The 20,242-nt window shown below is 61.5% G+C and carries 15 protein-coding genes; 6 read left to right on the top strand and 9 right to left on the bottom strand.

The window, feature by feature from the left end; all coding sequences use genetic code 11:
• Position 1: 1 nt before the first annotated feature.
• The 6 genes from tssG to tssB all read right to left on the bottom strand — a co-directional run bounded on the left by tssG (position 2) and on the right by tssB (position 5,865).
• Positions 2–1,027 (bottom strand): type VI secretion system baseplate subunit TssG, encoded by a 1,026-nt coding sequence (tssG, locus tag F475_RS06865; RefSeq protein WP_111453516.1) that lies wholly within the window; start codon positions 1,025–1,027, stop codon positions 2–4.
• Complete coding sequence (gene tssF / locus F475_RS06870; protein ID WP_111453517.1) at positions 991–2,784, bottom strand: type VI secretion system baseplate subunit TssF; 1,794 nt, start codon at positions 2,782–2,784, stop codon at positions 991–993. Before tssF ends, tssG begins: the two co-directional genes overlap by 37 nt.
• A complete protein-coding gene (tssE, locus tag F475_RS06875) occupies positions 2,768–3,211 on the bottom strand; it encodes a type VI secretion system baseplate subunit TssE (protein WP_111453518.1) in 444 nt (147 codons plus the stop codon). Before tssE ends, tssF begins: the two co-directional genes overlap by 17 nt.
• A gap of 15 nt (positions 3,212–3,226) precedes the next feature.
• Positions 3,227–3,724: an Hcp family type VI secretion system effector gene (locus tag F475_RS06880; RefSeq protein ID WP_007937704.1), complete on the bottom strand. Its 498-nt coding sequence runs from the start codon at positions 3,722–3,724 to the stop codon at positions 3,227–3,229.
• Between the two features lie 75 nt (positions 3,725–3,799).
• Entirely contained in the window at positions 3,800–5,287 is a 1,488-nt protein-coding gene (gene tssC / locus F475_RS06885) for a type VI secretion system contractile sheath large subunit (protein WP_019648924.1), read from the bottom strand.
• A 29-nt stretch (positions 5,288–5,316) separates the two neighbouring features.
• Complete coding sequence (gene tssB / locus F475_RS06890) at positions 5,317–5,865, bottom strand: type VI secretion system contractile sheath small subunit (RefSeq protein WP_026331704.1); 549 nt, start codon at positions 5,863–5,865, stop codon at positions 5,317–5,319.
• Between the two features lie 228 nt (positions 5,866–6,093).
• Between tssB and F475_RS06895 the strand changes: the two genes are divergently transcribed.
• The 5 genes from F475_RS06895 (at position 6,094) to tssA (ending at position 13,636) form a co-directional block, all read left to right on the top strand.
• Complete coding sequence (locus F475_RS06895) at positions 6,094–6,543, top strand: hypothetical protein (protein ID WP_007937709.1); 450 nt, start codon at positions 6,094–6,096, stop codon at positions 6,541–6,543.
• 66 nt (positions 6,544–6,609) lie between these two features.
• Entirely contained in the window at positions 6,610–7,941 is a 1,332-nt protein-coding gene (gene tssK / locus F475_RS06900) for a type VI secretion system baseplate subunit TssK (RefSeq protein WP_111453519.1), read from the top strand.
• A gap of 18 nt (positions 7,942–7,959) precedes the next feature.
• Positions 7,960–8,727, top strand: a complete 768-nt coding sequence (locus F475_RS06905) for a DotU family type IV/VI secretion system protein (protein ID WP_111453520.1) — start codon at positions 7,960–7,962, stop codon at positions 8,725–8,727.
• Complete coding sequence (locus F475_RS06910) at positions 8,724–12,542, top strand: type VI secretion protein IcmF/TssM N-terminal domain-containing protein (protein ID WP_111453521.1); 3,819 nt, start codon at positions 8,724–8,726, stop codon at positions 12,540–12,542. The genes F475_RS06905 and F475_RS06910 overlap by 4 nt, the downstream gene beginning before the upstream one ends.
• A complete protein-coding gene (gene tssA / locus F475_RS06915; RefSeq protein ID WP_111453522.1) occupies positions 12,539–13,636 on the top strand; it encodes a type VI secretion system protein TssA in 1,098 nt (365 codons plus the stop codon). Before F475_RS06910 ends, tssA begins: the two co-directional genes overlap by 4 nt.
• On the opposite strand, the gene F475_RS06920 is transcribed toward tssA, so the two are convergent.
• Positions 13,633–14,604 (bottom strand): 2-hydroxyacid dehydrogenase, encoded by a 972-nt coding sequence (locus F475_RS06920; RefSeq protein ID WP_111453523.1) that lies wholly within the window; start codon positions 14,602–14,604, stop codon positions 13,633–13,635. The two genes, tssA and F475_RS06920, sit on opposite strands and share 4 nt — an antisense overlap.
• A gap of 520 nt (positions 14,605–15,124) precedes the next feature.
• On the opposite strand from F475_RS06920, the gene F475_RS06925 reads away from it, so the two are divergent.
• Positions 15,125–16,405 carry a serine/threonine transporter gene (locus F475_RS06925; protein ID WP_111453524.1) on the top strand — a complete coding sequence of 427 codons (1,281 nt, stop codon included), beginning with the start codon at positions 15,125–15,127 and terminating at the stop codon, positions 16,403–16,405.
• 12 nt (positions 16,406–16,417) lie between these two features.
• On the opposite strand, the gene F475_RS06930 is transcribed toward F475_RS06925, so the two are convergent.
• Entirely contained in the window at positions 16,418–17,098 is a 681-nt protein-coding gene (locus tag F475_RS06930; protein ID WP_158538457.1) for a glycosyltransferase, read from the bottom strand.
• 148 nt (positions 17,099–17,246) lie between these two features.
• A complete protein-coding gene (gene acnB, locus F475_RS06935; RefSeq protein ID WP_111453526.1) occupies positions 17,247–19,856 on the bottom strand; it encodes a bifunctional aconitate hydratase 2/2-methylisocitrate dehydratase in 2,610 nt (869 codons plus the stop codon).
• Positions 19,857–20,242 lie beyond the last annotated feature (386 nt).

Genomic DNA, 20,242 nt, shown 5'->3' on the forward strand with positions numbered 1-20,242 from the left:
TTCAGGTGATCTCCAGCTGACGAAGGCGGGTTTCGATCCGTTGCACGGCAAGGCTGGTCTGGCGTTGCAGGCCGCCGTTCCAACTGAGCAAGGGCGGGGCCTGACGACCGAGTTTCATCGGACTGGCACCGCGCACCAACAGCACCAGTGTGCAATCCAGGTCGGGGCCGAAATACAGCGCGCTGAGACTGGCCAGTGCCGGATGGGCTTCACCGTCCGGCAGAAACCGCGCCGCCTGCGCCGAGGTCAGTGGGCCAAGGGTCAGGCGGATGCCGGCGTGTTCATCCCAGACCCGAGTGCCGGCCACCGCGTTACGACCCAGTTGCAGGTTGCGCCCGCCCGGTTGCAGTCGACTGCGACTGGCCGGTGGGATTTCCCGCCAGGCACCTTCATAGGCGCTGAGTTCTACTGGCAGTTCGAAGTGCTCGCGCACGATCGCGGCGAAACCGGCCAGGGAACGACGACCGTCGGCAAATAGCGCGCTGCACGCCAGTACCGCAGAGTCGGGTACGGCCTGGCGCTCCTGCAAGGCTTTGGGCAACAGCCCGGTCAGCGCCCGCAGTTGCGCCTGCACCGGCGATGCGCCGGGGGCTGTGAAGCCGACGGCGATCCGGTGTTTGCGCATCACCTTGTACAGCAGGCTGAGCAAGCGATGCTGGAACAGGTCGAGGAATTCGGCCGGGGCATAGTCCTTGGCCCGGGCCCGTTGTTGCAGCCATTCCTGATAGGCGTAGGGCAGGGGGCCGTCCGGCCCGCCGAGGCCAAACACTGGTGTCGTGAGCGTCGGTGGCTGGCCCGCGTCCAGGGTCAGACTTTCGATTTCGCTGGCGGAAAACAGCGGCGTCAACGGCCCGCGCAGGCGCAAGGCTTCCGCTTGAGGGGCGGTGCCGCTGCCCAGGGATTCGGCTTGCGGGTGTTCGCGTTCCAGCAGCAACAACGCCTGCAACAACTCGAACGCCTGCGGATCACGCCGCAGCTTCTGACTCAGACTCAGAGGGACAGCGGCATGCCGGCTTGGGGTTGCCATGTCTTGACCTCCTTGTCTGACTGGACCAGAACCGTGCGCACGAAGCGATTGGCCGTGGCATAGAGTGAAAAGAACTGCGCCAGCACCGCTGAGAACAACACGGCGCTGCTGCCGACGAAATGCTGTGGGTCGAGTTGCAGCCGGACCTCCAGCCCATTGCGCCAGCCGCGCCACGCGTCTTCGCCGACATGGGCGATCACCCGTTCGCAGCCGAGGCTCAACAAGCCGTCGATTTGCCGCAAGGCGCTGGCCTCGTCACGCAGGTTGTGCAACTGGAGGATTTCCTTGAGGGCATCCAGCGCCTGCGACCCCTCGACCAGTGACAAATGATTGAGGGTCAGTTGCGACACCAGCCGCCAGCGCGATTCGCCGTCCAGTCGCGGCAAACTCTGCGGGCTCGGCGGGTTACGCAAACGGGCCCAGGCCACCGGCCCCGGTCGTTCGAAACCCAGGGGCGTGCCGGCGGGCAGGCTCTGGGCCAGGTGCCGGTTGGTGCACAGCAGTTCGGCGGTGAGGCTGTATTCGCTGGTCTCGGTCAATGGATCGAGCCGGGTGTCCACCAGGCTCACCATCAGGTCGGTGCCCAGGCGATTCGGGGTCATGCCGCTGACCCGCCGCGCATGCCAATAGCATTGTTTGTCGCCGCCGATATGCTGACTGCCGTAATACGCTGGCACCCGTTGCACGCCCTGGCTTGAGCTGGCGCGCATGGCGCGGATGCTGTGGATCTCGACGCTGTTTTCCCGGTGACTGTCGGCGACCAGGCGATACTCGCTGCGGGTGCCGTCCGGGCGCAGTGGTTCCGAGGTTCGTGGAAACAGGTTGATCACCGGTGCGCAGCCCAGGGCGAAGTCGCTGGCCTGAAGGTGCAGGCGGTTGGCCGGGGCGCGGTCGAACACGATGTACAGGTACAGCGTCTGGCTGTCGCTGGCGGCGCCGGCCAATGGAATGTCGAAGAAGTTGAATTTGTCCGGGAACGCAAAGTACTCGGCGAGCAGGCGCATGCCTGGATGCACGCCGTCCTCGTCCGGCAACAGCACTTCGTCGCTGGCAAAACCGACGATTTGCGGCAACCCCTCCAGCATGACCGGCACGCTGCCGACCGGTCCGGCCAGCACCTTCACCGCGTGGGCGCCGAGCAGGTCATACAGGCAGGCGTTGATCACCGGTGAGGCGGCCAGGTGCACGCGCAATTGTTTGATGGCCAGCGTCGACCACTGGCTCTCACCCAGGCAACGCAGGCTCAGGCGCAAGGCCGAACGCGCCTGCGCCACACCGGTCAGGGCCTGTGCTTCATCGCTGCCCAGCAGCAGCGCTTCGTTGATTTCCACCGGCCACAATCGAACCGCAGCGCTGGTGCGAAAGTGGATGCTCTCGCCTTTGCTGGTGGTGACGAATAGCGGTGTGTCGCGGGGCAATGGATAACCATCGTTCAGGTTGCCCTTACTCGGGTCCGGCTCGAACTGCACGATCGCGCAGGACGGCAGCGGCCGCATGGCCAACGGGTACAGCTGTTCGAGCAAGGCGTCGCTGAACTCGGCATAGTCGTCATCGAGTCGCCGTTGCAGGCGTGCCGCGAGCAAGGCGAAACCTTCAAGTAGCCGCTCGACATGCGGGTCGGGGCATTCACCGGGGGACAGTTCCAGGCGTCTGGCGACCTTGGGATAACGCTCGGCAAAAATGCTCCCGGCGTGGCGCAGCCAGGTCAGTTCGCGTTGGTAGTAATCGAGCAGTTGCGGGTCAATCGAGTCGCTCATGACGCACCTCAAGACCATGGCTGGCCTTCTCGATGACAAAGGCCACGGGCCAGTGCTGCTGGCCGCTGCGTAACTCGCCCACCAGCCGAATGCTCAATTGCTGCGGATGGCCGGGGACCGGATTGACCTGGACCTCGCCCAGTTGCAGGCGCGGTTCGAAATGGGTGATCGCCTCGCGCACTTCCCGCGCCAACTGACGACGGTCATCGCTGCGCTGCTGTTGCAAGGCAGTCCAGTCAGCGATGCCGTAGTCGAGAATGCTCGGCGGAGAGGTCAGCGGACGTGAGCCGCGTCGGGTGTTGAACAGGCGCAGCAACTCCGTGTGCACCGAGTCGAGCAGCCCCTGGCGATCGAACACCTGCACGGTGTCGACCTCGCTGGCGGCGAGGCGCTCGAACAACGGTGGGAGCATGCCGGTGCCTGCCATGGCCGACGCGTCCGCTTACTTGACGAGCTTGTTGGCGGCCATGTCCCAGGTCGAGGCGGCCGTGCCTTCCTTGGTGCCGTCGTCTTTCTGGGCGGTGAGCTCCCACTTGATCTTGGTGAAGTTCAGGGAAATGGTTTCCACCGGTTTGCCACCCGTGCCGCCGCTGACGCTGACGTTGGACAGCACCACGTTGGTCAGGGTGTAGATGATGAACGGCATCAACTGACCGCTGCCTTCGGCGGCGTTACGGCCGATGGTGATCTTGGCTTCCGGGATCGGTTTGCCGGCGCAGCAATATTCGTTGAGGGAGGGCGTCGAGCTGTCGACGAATTTGGTCAGGGTGAACTCGCCGATGTGCGGCTTGCCGGAGGTGCGCTCCGAGTTGCTGACGTCGTTGGTCACCTGCATGGCCACGTTGTGGCTGTAGGACATGACTTCGATCTTGTCCTTGTAACCCTCAAGCAAGCTATCGCCTTTGATGTCGCCGCCGAGGTCGAGAATGATTGCATCCATCGCATGAAACTCCTGAAAGTAATCGTGCTAGATAAGCAGGGGAATCCCGCCGGGTTGACCCCGGCGGGAGGCAGGTCAGGCGGCTACCGGTGGCGGCAGGGTCGCGACCAGGCGGATCGACGCGGTCAGTTCCTCAAGCTGGAAGTGCGGCCGCAGGAACACCGTGGCCTTGTAGGCTCCGGGCTTGCCGGCGACCTCGGTCACATCCACCCGGGCTTCACGCAACGGGTACTGCGCCTTGATCTCTTGCGGCGCGTTGTCGTTGATCAGCACGTAGTCGGCGATCCAGTTGTTGAGGTAGGTCTGCACGTTGTCGCGGGTCATGAAGCTGCCGACTTTGTCGCGCATGATCACCTTCAGGTAGTGCGCGAAACGCGAGGCCGCGAGCACGTACGGCAGCATCGCCGAAATCCGCGCGTTGGCATTCGCCTCGTTGGTGTTGTAGACCTTGGATTTGTTGGTGGTCTGGCCGCCGAAGAACACCGCCACGTCGCTGTTTTTCTTGTGGCACAGGGCGATGAAACCGAGGTCGTTGAGCTCTTTCTCGCGGCGGTCGGTGATCGCCACTTCGGTCGGGCATTTGAGCGACAGGTCGCCGGAGGTTGTACGGAAGGTATGGGCCGGCAGGCCCTCCACCGCACCACCGCCTTCGGCACCGCGAATCGCCGCGCACCAGCCGTATTTGGCGAAGGCTTCGGTGATCCGTTGCGACAAGGCCCACGCTGCATTGCCCCACAGGTATTTGCCGTGGTCGCTGCCGTTGACGTCTTCGACGTAGTTGATGCCTTCCACCGGCGACGTGTCAGGACCGTAAGGCAGGCGCAGCAGGAAGTGCGGCAGCACCAACGATACGTAGCGCGAATCTTCGCTTTCACGGAACGAGCGCCACTTGATCAGCTCCTGGCTCTCGAACACTTTCGACAGATCCCGTGGCACGGCCAGTTCGGTGAAGCTGTTCATGTCGAACAACCGAGGGCTGGCGGCGGCAATGAATGGCGCATGGGCGGCCGCCGCGACGTTCGACAGTTTCTCCAGCAGGCCGATGTCCTGCGGGTGCCGGCCGAAGGTGTAGTCACCCACCAACAGGCTGAACGGGTGGCCGCCGAAGGTGCCGTATTCCTCTTCGTAGATCTTCTTGAACAGCGCGCTCTGGTCGAACTCGACGGCTTTTTCCAGGTCGTTCTGCAGCTCTTTCTGGGTCACGTTGAGCAGGCGCAATTTCAGCCGGGAACTGGTCTCGGTGTTCTTAACCAACAAGTGCAGGCCGCGCCAGGAGGCTTCAAGTTTCTGCAGGTCCGGGTGGTGCAGCACTTCGTTCAGTTGAGCGCTGATCAGCTCGTCGATCTGGCTGATGCGGTCGTTGATCATCGCCACGGTGTCCTTGTCGACGGCCATGCCTTCATCGAGGACCTGGGTGGCGAATTCCGCGAGCATGTCGCGGGCGTAATCCTGTTGGCTGTCGTCATGGGCCATGCGGCCTTTGGCGATTATTTCATCGAGCAAGGACAAGGTCTCGCTTGCACTGTCACTGGCTTGGGTCTGGGCGGCGGATGAGGCGGGCATGGCAAAATTCTCCCTGGGTGGATGAGCGATCAGGCTTGCGGTTCAGCCGGTGCTTCGCTGTCGCCAGCAGGAGCGGGAGCGGCGGTGTCCGGACGAGCCGACTTGATCTCTTGCAGTCCCTCGGTGTTGGCAATGACGTCACGCAACAGCTTGTCCAGATCATCGTTGCCGTCGAGTTTGGTCAGCAGGTCGCGCAGACGCTGGCGAGCTTCGAACAGACGCCGCAGCGGCGTGACTTGCTCGACCACCTTGACCGGGTCGAAGTCATCGATGTGTTTGAAGTTGAGCTCGATGTTGAGCTTGCTGTCGTCGCCGCTGAGGGTGTTGTTGACCTGCAAGGTGGCGCGCGGGCCGATCGAGGCGAGGACTTCATTGAAGTTGTCGCGGTCGATTTCGGTGAAACGCCGTTCATTCAATTTCGGGAGTGGTTCGAGAGGCTTGCCGGAGAGGTCGGCAAGAATACCGACAACCAATGGCAATTCTTTCTTCTCGATCGCGTTGCCGATTTCGACGTCGTAGGTGATTTGCACCCGGGGTGGGCGAACCCTGTCTAGCTTGTGCTGAGTACTTTCTGCCATGGTGGCTGACTCCGATGCATGAGGCGGGAGCAATGCATCGGGAGGCCCGTTTCATCGCATTCCCTTACTGGACCGTAGGTTAGAAAGGGAGGGCAGAGGACCTGTCATTCCTTTGACGAACCTTCCGAATTCGTCGTGCCGACCGAACTACCCAAGACGCTAGAACAGGTCTATAAAAAAGCAAACGAAAAACGTTTTTGGACCGTGTCGAGAAAAGGAAAATTCATTTTGTACGCACGTCTCTTTTCTTTGGTTCTGCTCCTCTCACTCGCCGGGTGTTCGTTGTTCGGTCCTCGCGTCGATCTCGATAACCTGACGCTGGACGTCGCGCCCCGCGCCAACGACGACACCCCTATTGCGGTGGACTTCATTGCGGTGAACGACGCAGATCTGCTCAAGCAATTGTCGGGTATCACCGCCCGCCAGTGGTTCGCCGAGCGTGAGCAGTATCAGCGCGACTACCGACAGCTGATGACAGTCTGGGGACTGGAGCTGGTGCCGGGTCAATTCATCGACAAACAACCCTTTCCGCTGGGGGGGAAGCGGGCGGCTGGACTTTTAGTCTTCGCCAGCTATACCACTCCCGGAGCACACCGGTTGCGGCTGGACGATCAAAGCAACGCCTGGCTCAAGTTCGACAGTCGCGAGATGACACTGGTCAGCGACCACCCGAACTGAACACAGGATTGCTCCCACAAGGGCTGATGTTCAAGTCAGGCACCACAAGAGGTCGAAGGGAATCGTATGAGTCTGCTTCCTGACGCGGTTTGCTGGCATGAGGGCATGCAGCTGCTGCCCCAGCATTTTCAGTTGCAAGGGCTCCGGGCCGAGGCGTTGGTAGCGCATTTCGCCCAAGCATGTAATCCGTGGTTCTGGGGCGTGACCCGCGTTGAATTCGATCCCTCGGCACTGAGCGCCGGGCTGGTGCGCCTGCTCAATTTGCAGGCGACGTTGCCGGACGGTTTGCCGGTCAATTTGCAGGCCGGTGTCGGGCCGATGCTGGAGCTCGACGTCAGTGAAGCGATCGACGCCACGGACAACGCCACTGTCACCGTTTACCTGGCGGTCAGTCCGCTGTGGCGTGCCGGTCAGTTACTGCCGCTCAAGGGGCGATTGCAGTCTGTCGTCGGCGATGCGCTGCCGGATCTCACCAGCGGCGAGTACCCCGAATCGATCACGGTGTGGCGCCCGAATCCGCGTTTGTGCACGCAACTGAACAAGGCCGATTCCGTGTGCCTGCCGCTGCTGAGGATTCGCAAGGAAGGCGGCGGTTTTCTTGCGTTGCCTTACACACCACCGACGCCGTGCCTGTTACCCGAATCGGTGGTGGGCCGGCGCGTGGCGGGACTGTGTGCCAGGGCGCGGGAGAAATGCATGTTCCTCGCCGGTCGCTTGCGCCAGGCGCAGCAGGCCGGCAATCAGGATGATTCGATGGAAATCCGGCGTCAGTTGACCGCGCTGTGGGCGCGGTTGCCGGAAGTCGAAGGTCTGCTGAACAGTCGCGTGGCCACGCCGCAGGCGCTGTATGGCTCGTTGCTCGGGCTGACCGGCGCCTGGTCGGCGCTCGATCCATTGGCGGGTGTTCCGGCGTTCACCCCGCTGGATTTTCTGGAGTTGCAGCGCGGCTATGAAACGGTGCTCGACTGGCTGGAAAAGACCCTCGAACTGATCCGCGCCGGCTATCGCAGCCTGGCGTTCGAGCGCAACGAACAATCCTTCTCGATTCAATTGCCCGACGACCAACCGAGCCAACGGCTGGTCATCGGTTTGCGCATGCCCAATGGCGCCAGCGAACAGGCCGCCAGCGAATGGCTGAGCGGAGCGATCATCGCCTCGCAGCCGCACATCCCGTTGCTCAGCCGTCAGCGAATGAGCGGTTTGTCCCATCAGGCCATGAGTCGCAATGAGCAAGTGGCCTACGGCGTCGGCGACGATACGCGGTTGTTCGTGGTGACGGCCGAAGGCCAATGGTTCGACGGGCAGTTGCCGTTGCTGATTGCCGCACCGGCTTCCAGGCTGGCCAGCAGTCCATGGCAAGTGGTGTTGTTTGTGGCCCAGGCGAGTGAAAGTGCTTGATCGAGGAAGGAACGTCATATGTCTGAGGGGAATGCCGGGACAGGTACACGAGGCCTCAACGAAGCGCCGCTGAGCAGTGCTTTTCGCCAGGCCTGGCAGCAATGGTTCCAGGACTGGAGCCAGTTGCCCAAGGACAGCGAAGACGAAGCGCTGGTGGAAGCGGTGGTCGAACTCTCCACGCAAATCTCCCAGCGACTCTGGCGAACGGCTTTTGCCAAAGTCGGTGATGCCGCCACCGAACAAGTCAAAGCGCTGGTTTATGCCTTTGTCGCGCTGGTCGATGAAACCTTGCTGTTCACGTCGTGGCCGGGCCAGTCGGCCTGGCAGGATAAACCCCTGGAATCGCGGATGTACTCCAGTCGTCAGGCCGGCGAGCGGATACCGTTGGCGATCAAGGAACTGCTGGATGAGCAAATCCCTACCACTCGCGATCTGGCCAATGTCTATTTGCAGTGCCTGGTGCTGGGCTTTCAGGGGCGTCTGCGGGGTGAACAGAATCAGGCCCAGCATGAAAAATGGCGCCTGGCGCTGTTCACCTTTGCCTGGCAGCACGAGGCGGATTATGCCGATGTCAGCGCCCGGCTCGAACAACCTTCGGCGGTGACGCCGCTGCAATTGCCGGTGCGTCTTTCGTTGCCCGATGGCTTTCGCCTGGGGTTGGGAATTCTTGCCGTGGTCCTGCTGCTGACCGGGTTGGGGCAGTTGTTCTGGCGTGACATTCGCCAGGAGCTCGAACCGGTCTTGCAACTGACCGATTCGGTGGCCACCTCGGAGCAAGACTCATGAGCACGCCGGGGATTATCGGCCTGATCATCGTCGTGCTGTTGGTGCTGGCGATCGTCGCCGTGGCGGTCTGGTGGTTGCGCACGCAAAGCGGCGCGGCGATCCGCAGTTTTTACCTGGCGGTGCGGCAGATGGAGCAGGAGCAGGGCACCCAGGATCGCTACCAGATTCCCTGGCTGCTGATGCTCGGCAATGAGATTCAGGGCACGCAGTTGTGCACCCAGTGGCGCTTGCAGCCCACCGACAAACCGGGCTGGTTCGGTCGCTGGTGGTCGGACCCCGAAGGTGCCGTATTGGTGGTGCCCCAGGCGCTGTTTTTGCCGGATGAAGGCATGCACCTGCAACGGGGTGGCTGGTGGCGCTTGCTGGGTTTGATCCTGCGCTTGCGCAGTCAGCGTCCGCTGGACGGCGTGATCTGGACGGTGCCGATCAGTCGGCTGGGCAATGCCGAGCAGGCGGCGGCCCTCGGCCTGGCGGCGCGTCGACGTTTTATCGATCTATTGCAGCGCTTCGGTTTGAGTCTGCCGGTGTACGTGGTCGTTACCGGCATGGAAGAGTTGCCGGGTTTTCAGGAGTTGATTAGCGCGCTGCCGGTCGAGGCTCGCGAACGTACGCTCGGCTGGTCCTCGCCCCACGGGCCCGATGCGGTGTGGCAGGCGCAATGGAGCGATCAGGCGCTGGATCAGGTCAACCGGGCCCTGGCGGAATCGATCATCGAAATCGGCGCCTTGTCCGGGCAATTGAGCGTCGATCTGTACGGCTTGCCGGAACGCTTCGAAGCCTTGCGGCGCAATCTGCAATCCTTGCTGGAACCGGTTTTCCAGGGTAATGCGCAAGGCGAAGCACCGCGTTTTCGCGGGGTTTATTTCACCGCCAACCAGCCCTCGGATGACAGCACCGACGGGTTTTCGGCCTACGACACCGGCTTGCAGCAGAGCGCTTTCGCCCGGCAACTGTGGCAGCGGCGGGTGGTCGCCGAGCGCGGTCTGGCTCAGGTGGTGCCGCGTCTGTTACGCCTGCGTCAGCGCTGGCAGCGCGTGACCGGTGGGGTGGCGCTGGTGGTCGCGCTGCTCTGGGGCGCTGGCATGCTGTGGGTGTGGCAGGACTCGGAAAAGGATGCCCATGAGTTGTCGCGCCTGATGCAAGGGGCGCAGAAAAATTACGTGGCGGTCACGGATGAATCTCATCGGCGGGAGGCGACCCGGCGCAACGTCCAGGGTTTCTGGCGGGTGCTGGAGAAGGCGCAGCGCTGGCGCTTCACCTCGGTGGTGTTTCCGACCTCCTGGTTCTCCTCGCTGGATGCGCAGTTGGAGAACGAATTGCGCCTGACCGCACAAAGTCACTTGTTGTTGCCGCTGCGCGATCTGTTGAGCGCGGATCTGGCGCAACTCAAGACCATTCGCAACACCGAACGACGGGGCAACGTCGAAAGCGAAGACCCGGCCCAATGGCAAAACTACGTCAAGGCCACGGAGCTGGTCGAGCGTGCGGTGAGTCTGGAGCAGCAGAACCAGTGGTTCAGTCAGGCGCTGAACAACACCAAGGCGCCGCTCGAAGACCTGGTGTTGCTGAGCAACAACGCCCTGTCGCTGAACCTCAACGCTGGCACGTTGCACCGCGCCGGTTTTTACAACCGGGCGCTGCTGGATGTCGACAACAGTGAGTTGAAACCACTTGACCTGACCGTCGAGCGCGCGCAGATCGAGGAAAACTTCCTCGGGCTCATGGAGCGCTGGCTGGACCAGTATTTCCTTGCCGATAACTTTGTCCGTCAGGCCGGTTATCTACGTTTGCACCTGGAGCGGCTGGAGGTCGGCAGCGGCAATTCCCTCACCGAGCTGGAAGATCTACGGGCGTTGATCGACGACCTGCAAGCGCTGGTCGGCTTGACCAACTCGGCGTGGAGCCGGGGCAAGGGACAGGATCTGGTGCCCGGTTACCGGGCGATGATGGACAAGGTGCGCCAAAGCACATTGCTTGGCCCGCAGGTCGAACAGCAACTGGATCAACAGGCGTCGAAGTTGCAGCAGAGCTTTCGTGACCAGTGGATCACCCAGACCGGGGCCAGGGACAATTTGCTGATTCAGCAAGGCAGCGGGCAACTGGTCTTGCAGGAGCATGTGGTGCAGTTGAACAACGCGGTGCAGGCACTGTTCAAGCGTGATTTCGTCGCCATCGCCTTGCAGGCGGATCAGTCCGACGTCCCGGATGGGCAGGGGCGCGGTGTTGATGGCGACGACCTCGACAGTGCGCTGAACTACTTCGCCAGTTACAAGAGTTATGCCGCCGAAGAGCTGCCGCGCATCCCCCCGGCGTATCGCGGCGCGTTGCTGCAAGCGGCCGAAGGCGCGGTGGTCAAGGCCATGTTGTCGAGCCTGCGCGAGCACAATGCGCAGGTCCAAAGTGGTGTCTTCAATGTGCAGGCCTCTCAGGCGATTGCCTTGCAAAAGGCTTTTGTCGAAGTGCGCCGCAGCGATCTGGCCACGCGTTTGCAAACCGCTTTGAACCGCCGCGCCCTGGCCGACATCGTCAGTGGCCTCGATGAAATCGTCGCCCAGCCGCTGTTCAGCGGGCGCACCGAAATCAGCCAGTGGGACGGCTCGAAAAACTTCGGCCTGCAACTGTATGGCGCCAATGACGTTCAGGATCTGAAACTGAGCCTCAAGCAGCAGTTCAATACCATGCTCGGCATCACCGAACGCCGCACTTCGGCGCTGGAATGGCTGAAAGTCCAGCAACAGAACCTCTCGGCGCTGGATTACGAACGGGTGACGCAGTTCAGTGCGCTCAACGATGAACTGCTCAAATACAAAGAACAGAACCCCGCCAGTTCGCCAGCGCAGATCGAGCAGTTGGTGAGCCGCGACTTCATCGAAATGGACGTCGCGTCCTGTGGCCAGATCCTGCAAACCGCCAACCTGTCCGGTGGGCGCGGAACGTTGGCATTGCGCGCCGTGGATCTGCAACAAACCGCCATGCAACGCTGCCAGTTCCTGCAACAGCAGCAGGCTGCGGCGGCCTGGAATGAGTTGGCCAATTATTTCAACCAGTACCTGGCAGAGCGCTTTCCGTTTGCCAATGGCTTGCAGGCCAGCGACGCCGACCCGGCCCGGGTCCAGCATTTGCTGGAGCTGATCGACAAGCGTTTGCCGGTGGCGCAGGCCGGATTGGCTCTGAGCCAGACCCCGGAACGCCTGGCCGCCGAGGACTTTCTCAATCGTCTGAAGCAAGCCAGCACCTGGCTGGGGCCGATGTTCGTGCGCGACAAGAGCGGCGTGCTGGGGGTGGAGATGGATGTGCGCTGGCGTACCGATCGGGAGGAAGAGCGCGGTGCCGACCAGGTGATTGCCTGGGGCTTGAATGCCGGGAATCAACAAATCAGCTATCCCGGCGAGGCTCAGCAGAACCTGCGCTGGATGGTCGGCCAACCAGTCCGGCTGACCTTGCGTTGGGCCAGAAATGGCTATCAGCGTCCGGCCAACGATCCGTTACAGCCGAGCCTGGTGGTGCGTGATCTGGAAGCGGGTTGGGAGTACAGCGGTCCATGGTCGCTGTTGCGCTTGATGCGTTCGCACGTGTCGGTGCAGCGCCAGCCGAACCTGGACTACACGGATTTTCCGTTGACCTTGCGCCTGCCCGTGACCACGCAGGCCAGCGCAGCGGAGCAAACCCTGATGTTTGTGCGCCTGTCGTTGATGACCCAGGGCTCGAAATTGCCGTTGTCCATTCAGCCCTTGCCGACCCGGGCTCCGCGTTCACCGTTCCTGATGACGCGCTCGACCGCGGCGATTGAATCCCATGAGGAGGAGGGCCTGTGAATCAACCATCAACACCGTTGCCGGAACTGATTACGCAACTGCTCGAACCGATCAGCAAGGAGGCGCCTTGTGGTCAGGATTTGCGTTATGAACCCGAGTTCGACCGGTTGCGCGAATTGCGCCGCGAGGATGACACCAGTTTGCCGACGGGGGTGTGGCAGTCGTCGATCAAGCGCGCCCAGTGGCCGGAACTGGAAAAACTGGCCACGAGCCTGCTGCTCGAGCGCAGCAAGGATTTGATGCTCAGCGCCTGGCTGGGGGAGGCCTGGCTGCATCAGGACGGGCTCGATGGGTTGCCGGGCAGCCTGGCGCTGGTGGCCGGGTTGTGCGAACGCTATCCCGAACACCTGCACCCACAGGCTGAGGATGGCGACCTGTCGTGGCGAGTGATACCGCTGGAATGGTTGGCTCGACGCTACGCTGAAGTGTTGCTGACCCGAGTGCCGTTGTTCGAACCGCACAACCACGAATTCGACGGCTTCTGTCTGGACGCCTGGCGCCGGTTGCAGTTGCAACAGGTGCAGGGCAGCGACAGTAAAGCGGCCAAGACCTCGGCCGAGAACGCGCGCAACGAACAGAAAAAAATCACCGAACAGATTCGTGCCACACCGTTGTCATTCTGGTTGCGCAGCCAGGGCAGTCTGCTGCTCAGTCAGCAGCACTTGCAGCGCCTGGAGGTGTGGAGCGACGCTTTTCTCGGGAATCAGGCCCCAGGCTTCAAGGCGCTGCAGGACGTGATCGACGCGTTGTTGACCCTGGTTCAGGAGTTTATCGCCATGCATCCACGAAAACCGACCCCGGCGCCTCCGGTCGAAACGCCAGTGGTGGCTGCATCGAGCCCCAGCCCGACCGCCGCGTCTGAAGTCCTTGCAGTGCCCCAAGTGTTCAGCGAACCGGCGAATCGTGAAGAGGCGTACCGGCAATTGCTGCTGATCGCCGAGTACCTGGCGCGCACCGAACCCCACAGCCCGGTGCCCTATCTGATCAAGCGGGGTGTGGAGTGGGGCAACAAGCCCCTGAGCGAGCTGCTGGGCGAACTGATCAGCGCCGATGCCGAATCCCGACGACTCTGGACACTGTTGGGCGTTCTTTAGTGATTGAGCCGGGTGGTTGTCGACGGTGGCGGTAACGCGATGGGCGTCAGTACCGGTTGACCGGAAAAAAACGCCGTCAGGTTTTTGCCGGCCAGCTCGACGGTGCCTTGGGTGGCCTCCGGGGACAATCCGGCGACATGCGGAGTCAGAATCACGTTGGCCAACCCCTTGAGGGCGTCCGGTACCTGGGGTTCGTGGTCGAAGACATCCAGCGCGGCACCGGCGATCCGCCGCTGTTCGAGCGCGGTGATCAGGTCCGCCGTGATGACCACGCTGGCTCGGGCGATGTTGACGAGGAATCCGTTGGGCCCCAGGGCGTCGAGCACTTGCCGGTTGATCAGGTGTTGGGTGCCGATCCCGCCCGGGGTGGCAACTATCAGAAAGTCTGATTGGCGTGCCAGCTCGGTAGGCGTCGAGCAATAGCTGTACGGCACATCGCTGCGATGCTGGCGGTTGTGGTAGCTCACTCTCATATCGAAGCCGTTGGCGGCACGTTTGGCGATAGCGAGGCCAACGGCACCGAGGCCGAGGATGCCTATGTGTTTGCCGGCCAGCGAAGGACGCATGATCTTCGGCCACTCGCCCCGACGGACGGCAGCATCTGCCCGAGGGATGTCACGAACCAGTGCCAGCAGCAACGCCATGGCGTGATCGGCAACGGAGGAGGCATTGACGCCGGCGCCATTGGTGACAGTGATGCCCCGGTTGACGGCGGCCTGCAGGTCGACGTGTTCGTAACCGGCGCCGATCACGCAGATGATCTTGAGGTTGGGCAGGGCGGCGATTTCATTGGCATACAGGCCCAACGGGCCACGCGTCAGCACCGCATCGATCTGGCTGCCCTGCCGGGCAATGGCGGCAGCGCGCTCGGCCGGGGTTGGGGCCAGGATCAAATGAAACCCCTGATGTTCGAGAATCGGCAGGTATTCATTGATGGTTTCAACCAGTACCAGAACGGTTGCGGTCATGCTGGGCTCCTGTGGGCAGCGGAGTGTGGGGCTCGAACGTCGCGTCAGATTGCTGACTCCAGAGCAGATTGGCAATGGTCCGAGATCATAGGCTATTGGTTGGCAAGCACCTGTGCAGGCGTTGGCGATACCGGCGAGCTTCTTAGATACAACACTAGATCAGTGCGCGGCAGGTGGAGAGGATTTGTCCGCGATGAAATTGCCGCAGCAGCTGTCGAGCCTGCGTTCGGCTGAGCAGCAGTCGTAAAGTCAGGCGCTGCGGTTCGTCAGGCACACCGTACATTAGGGTTTACTAAAGCGTGTCAGAAAACGACACATCGCATACCCGCTGCCGACAATTATTTTTCTAAAAGCGACAGGCCTTTGATCTGCTCCGCACAACCATTGCTCAGCTAAGCCTTTGCTTCTGCTCGTTTATCGCGGAGAATCCCGCCCCTGTTTCGGCCGGAGCATGTCTGTCGGTTTTTTCCGACGCGTCCTGACCGAGTGGCAAGTGACCGGAAAGCGGAGATCCGACCGGATGAATGATCAGGCCAATAGCGTCGACGAACGCTATGTAGCGGCGATACCAGCGAGCCTCGAAAGCTGGAATCGCCATGACACCACCTGGATGCTGGGCCTGTTTGGCACGGCAATCGGGGCCGGTACCCTGTTTTTACCCATCAACGCGGGGCTGGGCGGCTTTTGGCCGTTGCTGATCCTGGCATTGCTGGCGTTCCCCATGACGTTTTACGCGCACCGTGGCCTGACCCGCTTTGTGCTGTCCGGTCGTGAAGGTGCAGACATCACCGAAGTGGTGGAAGAACATTTCGGCATTAAGGCCGGCGCGCTGATCACCTTGTTGTATTTCTTCGCGATCTTCCCGATCCTGCTGATCTACAGCGTGGCCCTGACCAACACCGTGGGCAGTTTCCTCGAACATCAGCTGCACATCATGCCGCCACCGCGCGCCGTGCTGTCGTTCGTGCTGATTCTCGGCCTGCTGGCGGTGGTGCGTTGCGGTGAGCAGGTGATCGTTAAGGCCATGAGCCTGATGGTGTATCCGTTCATCGTCGCGCTGCTGTTCCTGGCGGTGTTCCTGATTCCTCACTGGAATGGCGGCATCCTCAGCACCGCGTCCACGCTGCCTGAGTCGTCGGCGCTGCTGCACACCCTGTGGCTGGCGATTCCGGTGATGGTGTTCTCGTTCAACCATTCGCCGATCATTTCGGCGTTCGCGGTGGACCAGAAACGTCGCTACGGCACGCATGCCCAAGAGCGCAGTTCGCAGATCCTGTCCCGCGCCCACCTCTTGATGGTGGTGATGGTGCTGTTCTTCGTCTTCAGCTGCGTGTTGACCCTGTCGCCGGCGCAACTGGCGGAAGCCAAGGCACAGAACCTGTCGATCCTGTCGTACCTGGCCAACCACTTCAGCAACCCGACCATCGCCTTCGCGGCGCCGTTGATTGCCTTCGTGGCCATTTCCAAGTCATTCCTGGGCCACTACATCGGCGCCAGCGAAGGCTTGAAGGGCTTGATCGTCAAGAGCGGCAAACGCCCGGCGCCGAAGACCCTGGACCGCATGACCGCAGCGTTCATGCTGGTGGTCTGCTGGGTCGTCGCGACCCTGAACCCGAGCATTCTCGGCATGATCGAAACCCTCGGTGGCCCGGTCATCGCGGCGATTCTGTTCCTGATGCCGATGTACGCGATCCGCAAAGTACCGGCGATGGCGCGTTACCGTGGCCAAGCCTCCAACGTCTTCGTGACGCTGGTGGGCCTGGTGGCCATTTCGGCGTTGATCTACTCGCTCAGCGCCTGAAACAGCGGGCGATCAATCGGAGCTGCCCCGGTTGATCGCCCCCTTCGAATGCCCGGCCAGACGACCTTTGGTTCGCTGGCGGCAATGCTCGATAGCCGCAACGGCTTTTTCGCAGGCCTTGCACAGCGTGGCCGGCGCAGAAGCTTGCTGCGGTGCGAACCACTCGGGGCAGAAGCTGATCACGCCGTCCGGCGAATGCATCCATTGGCTCATAACGTGTTGAACCGTCCCGCTCAGGCCCTTTCTGGCGCGCAAGGCGTTAAGTGATGGCGCACAGAGCTGGTCCAGCGCCAGCCGATGGACCTCGCGCAAGAACGGTGAAATCTGTACCGAAAGGTAGGCAATGCCGAACGTCTCCTGGGCCACACGTGCGCCCAACGCCCAAAACGAGCCCACCACCACGATATCCTCATGGCGCCGCGCTGCGATGTAGTCATAGGTCGGTTCGAGCAGGTGCGAGACTGCGTTCCACTGCTCTGCCAAAGCGCTTTTCGAGTCTCGCGGGCGGGGCGTGTCGTCGCAGGTTTGCTGGCCTAACGGCTCGAATTCCAGCCCGTACTGTTCGACGGTGGCTTTGAACGCCGGCAGGCTGCACAAGGTCGCGCGATGACCGCGCAGGTTCAGCGCATTGGCCAGGCCAATGAAGGGGAAAACGTCACCGGGCGAACCGATGGCGATCAGGATGACCCGCATGACTCCTCCTTGAGATAAGGCCCGTGGGGCCTCGTGGCACGCCGTCCTGGTGCCGACATCAGGCAAAGATAGCTGGGTAATCGGCGTCAGGCATAAAAAAACGCCGCTCATCTCACGATGGGCGGCGTTTTTTCATGGCTTTGTAGCGTTAGGCTTGAACGACCGGGATGTTGGCGTTCGCAGCAGCTTCACGGAACTCGGCGATCTGGTCGAAGGACAGGTAGCGGTAAACGTCGGCCGCCATGCTGTCGATCTTGCCAGCGTATTCCATGTACTCCTCGACGGTCGGCAGGCGACCCAGGATGGACGCAACGGACGCCAGTTCGGCCGAAGCCAGGTAGACGTTCGCGCCGTCACCCAGACGGTTCGGGAAGTTACGCGTCGACGTCGACACCACGGTGGAGTTCGGCTCTACACGTGCCTGGTTACCCATGCACAGCGAGCAGCCTGGCATTTCCATGCGTGCGCCGGCCTTGCCGTAGATGCCGTAGTAGCCTTCTTCGGTCAGCTGGTGAGCGTCCATTTTGGTCGGCGGCGACAGCCACAGACGGGTTGGCAGCTGACCGTTGACCTGTTCCAGCAACTTGCCGGCAGCGCGGAAGTGACCGATGTTGGTCATGCACGAACCGATGAACACTTCGTCGATCTTCTCGCCAGCAACGCTGGACAGCAGACGGGCGTCGTCCGGATCGTTCGGTGCGCAGAGCACAGGCTCATTGATGTCCGCCAGATCGATTTCGATGACTTCGGCGTATTCGGCGTCGGCATCGGCTTCCATCAGTTGCGGGTTGGCGATCCAGGCTTCCATCGCTTGAGCGCGACGCTCCAGGGTACGTGCATCGCCGTAGCCTTCGCCGATCATCCAGCGCAGCAGGGTGATGTTGGACTGCAGGTACTCGGTGATCGACTCTTTCGACAGCTTGATGGTGCAACCGGCAGCCGAACGTTCGGCCGATGCGTCGGACAGCTCGAAAGCCTGTTCCAGCGTCAGGCCTTCCAGGCCTTCGATTTCCAGGATGCGGCCGGAGAAGGCGTTTTTCTTGCCTTTCTTCTCGACGGTCAGCAAGCCATTCTGGATGGCGAAGTAAGGAATGGCATGAACCAGGTCACGCAGGGTGATGCCAGGTTTCATTTTGCCTTTGAAGCGCACCAGGATCGATTCCGGCATGTCCAGCGGCATGACGCCGGTGGCTGCGGCGAACGCGACCAGACCGGAACCGGCCGGGAACGAGATGCCCATCGGGAAACGGGTGTGCGAGTCGCCACCGGTACCCACGGTGTCTGGCAGCAGCATGCGGTTCAGCCACGAGTGGATGATGCCGTCGCCCGGACGCAGGGAAACGCCGCCGCGGGTCATGATGAAGTCAGGCAGGGTGTGGTGGGTGGTCACGTCGATCGGCTTTGGATAAGCCGCGGTGTGGCAGAAGGACTGCATCACCAGATCAGCGGAGAAGCCCAGGCACGCCAGGTCCTTCAGTTCGTCACGGGTCATTGGACCGGTGGTGTCCTGGGAACCCACGGTGGTCATCTTCGGTTCGCAGTAGGTGCCAGGACGAACGCCTTTGCCTTCTGCCAGGCCGCAAGCCTTGCCGACCATTTTCTGCGCCAGGGTGAAACCCTTGGTGCTTTCGGCCGGTGCTTCAGGCTTCTTGAACAGGTCGAACGGTGGCAGACCCAGTTCGGCGCGAGCCTTTTCGGTCAGGCCACGGCCGATGATCAGCGGAATACGGCCGCCGGCACGGACTTCGTCCAGCAGAACCGGGGTCTTCATTTCGAAGGTGGTCAGGACTTCGTCGCTGTTGTGCTTGGTGACTTTGCCAGCATGCGGGTACAGGTCGATCACATCGCCCATGTTCATGTTGGAAACGTCGAACTCGATTGGCAGTGCGCCGGCATCTTCCATGGTGTTGTAGAAGATCGGAGCGATTTTGCTGCCGAAGCAGAAACCGCCAGCGCGCTTGTTCGGCACGTAAGGAATGTCGTCGCCGAAGAACCACAGTACCGAGTTGGTAGCGGATTTACGCGAGGAACCGGTACCGACCACGTCACCGACGTAGGCGATAGGGAAGCCCTGGCCGCGCATTTCTTCGATCTGCTTCATCGGGCCGGTCTTGCCTTGCTCGTCCGGAACGATGCCGTCACGGGCCATTTTCAGCATGGCCAGGGCGTGCAGCGGGATGTCTGGACGCGACCAGGCGTCTGGAGCAGGGGACAGGTCGTCGGTGTTGGTTTCGCCGGTCACCTTGAAGACGCGCAGGCTGATCTTGTCGGCCAGCACCGGGCGCTTCTTGAACCACTCGCCGTCAGCCCAGGACTGCAGCACGGCCTTGGCGTGAACGTTGCCGTTCTTGGCTTTTTCAGCCACGTCGTGGAAGGCATCGAACATCAGCAGGGTGTGCTTGAGTTCTTCGGCAGCCACTGGCGCCAGTTCGGCGTCGTCCAGCAGGTTTACCAGGGTCACGATGTTGTAGCCGCCCTGCATGGTGCCGAGCAGTTCAACAGCGCGCTTCTTGTCGATCAGAGGGGATTTGGCTTCGCCCTTGGCGAGGGCAGACAGGAAACCGGCCTTTACATAGGCGGCTTCGTCCACTCCTGGCGGAACGCGATTGGTGATCAGGTCAACGAGGAAAGCTTCTTCGCCAGCCGGGGGATTCTTCAGCAGCTCGACCAGGCCTGCAGTTTGTTCGGCGTTAAGCGGCTGGGGAACGATACCCAGTGCTGCGCGCTCTTCGATATGTTTGCGGTAGGCTTCAAGCACAGTTATTACCCTCATCAGTGGTCCCAAATGGGTGTCCGGGACGCTCATCCCGAAATTACCGTACTCATGCGCTGCGTGGCGTTGTGGGCCGCTTAGCCAGAATTACCGGCAATTCCTTACAGAAGCTGCTTTCAAAGTTTTACGCCTGCAGAACGGGGAGCTGATGAGGGTTGGCGTTGGGCTTTTCCCCGCTGGAAAAACCCTTCGCCAACACCGCTCTGAAGGAACGACTGTGCTCGTGACGCTTTGAAAACAGCTTCTTAACGGACATTGGCGCCTTAAAAGGCTGGCTGATTCTACGGCAAAAAAAATTGAAAGGTAAGTTAGGTCCAAAACTTTGAGGGGTGATGAATGTTAGACAAAGGGCTAACATGCCGACCTGTTCT

The organism is Pseudomonas sp. URMO17WK12:I6 (assembly GCF_003253625.1).
In the GTDB taxonomy this organism is placed as follows: domain Bacteria; phylum Pseudomonadota; class Gammaproteobacteria; order Pseudomonadales; family Pseudomonadaceae; genus Aquipseudomonas.

Excerpts from the sequence above, each read along its gene's own strand:
- F475_RS06920 (WP_111453523.1), bottom strand. The coding sequence starts at position 14,604 with ATGACCGCAACCGTTCTGGTACTGGTTGAAACCATCAATGAATACCTG.
- tssK (WP_111453519.1), top strand. The coding sequence starts at position 6,610 with ATGAGTCTGCTTCCTGACGCGGTTTGCTGGCATGAGGGCATGCAGCTG.
- tssB (WP_026331704.1), bottom strand. The coding sequence starts at position 5,865 with ATGGCAGAAAGTACTCAGCACAAGCTAGACAGGGTTCGCCCACCCCGG.
- F475_RS06910 (WP_111453521.1), top strand. The coding sequence starts at position 8,724 with ATGAGCACGCCGGGGATTATCGGCCTGATCATCGTCGTGCTGTTGGTG.
- F475_RS06925 (WP_111453524.1), top strand. The coding sequence starts at position 15,125 with ATGAATGATCAGGCCAATAGCGTCGACGAACGCTATGTAGCGGCGATA.
- tssC (WP_019648924.1), bottom strand. The coding sequence starts at position 5,287 with ATGCCCGCCTCATCCGCCGCCCAGACCCAAGCCAGTGACAGTGCAAGC.
- F475_RS06880 (WP_007937704.1), bottom strand. The coding sequence starts at position 3,724 with ATGGATGCAATCATTCTCGACCTCGGCGGCGACATCAAAGGCGATAGC.
- tssE (WP_111453518.1), bottom strand. The coding sequence starts at position 3,211 with ATGGCAGGCACCGGCATGCTCCCACCGTTGTTCGAGCGCCTCGCCGCC.
- tssF (WP_111453517.1), bottom strand. The coding sequence starts at position 2,784 with ATGAGCGACTCGATTGACCCGCAACTGCTCGATTACTACCAACGCGAA.
- F475_RS06930 (WP_158538457.1), bottom strand. The coding sequence starts at position 17,098 with ATGCGGGTCATCCTGATCGCCATCGGTTCGCCCGGTGACGTTTTCCCC.
- tssG (WP_111453516.1), bottom strand. The coding sequence starts at position 1,027 with ATGGCAACCCCAAGCCGGCATGCCGCTGTCCCTCTGAGTCTGAGTCAG.
- F475_RS06905 (WP_111453520.1), top strand. The coding sequence starts at position 7,960 with ATGTCTGAGGGGAATGCCGGGACAGGTACACGAGGCCTCAACGAAGCG.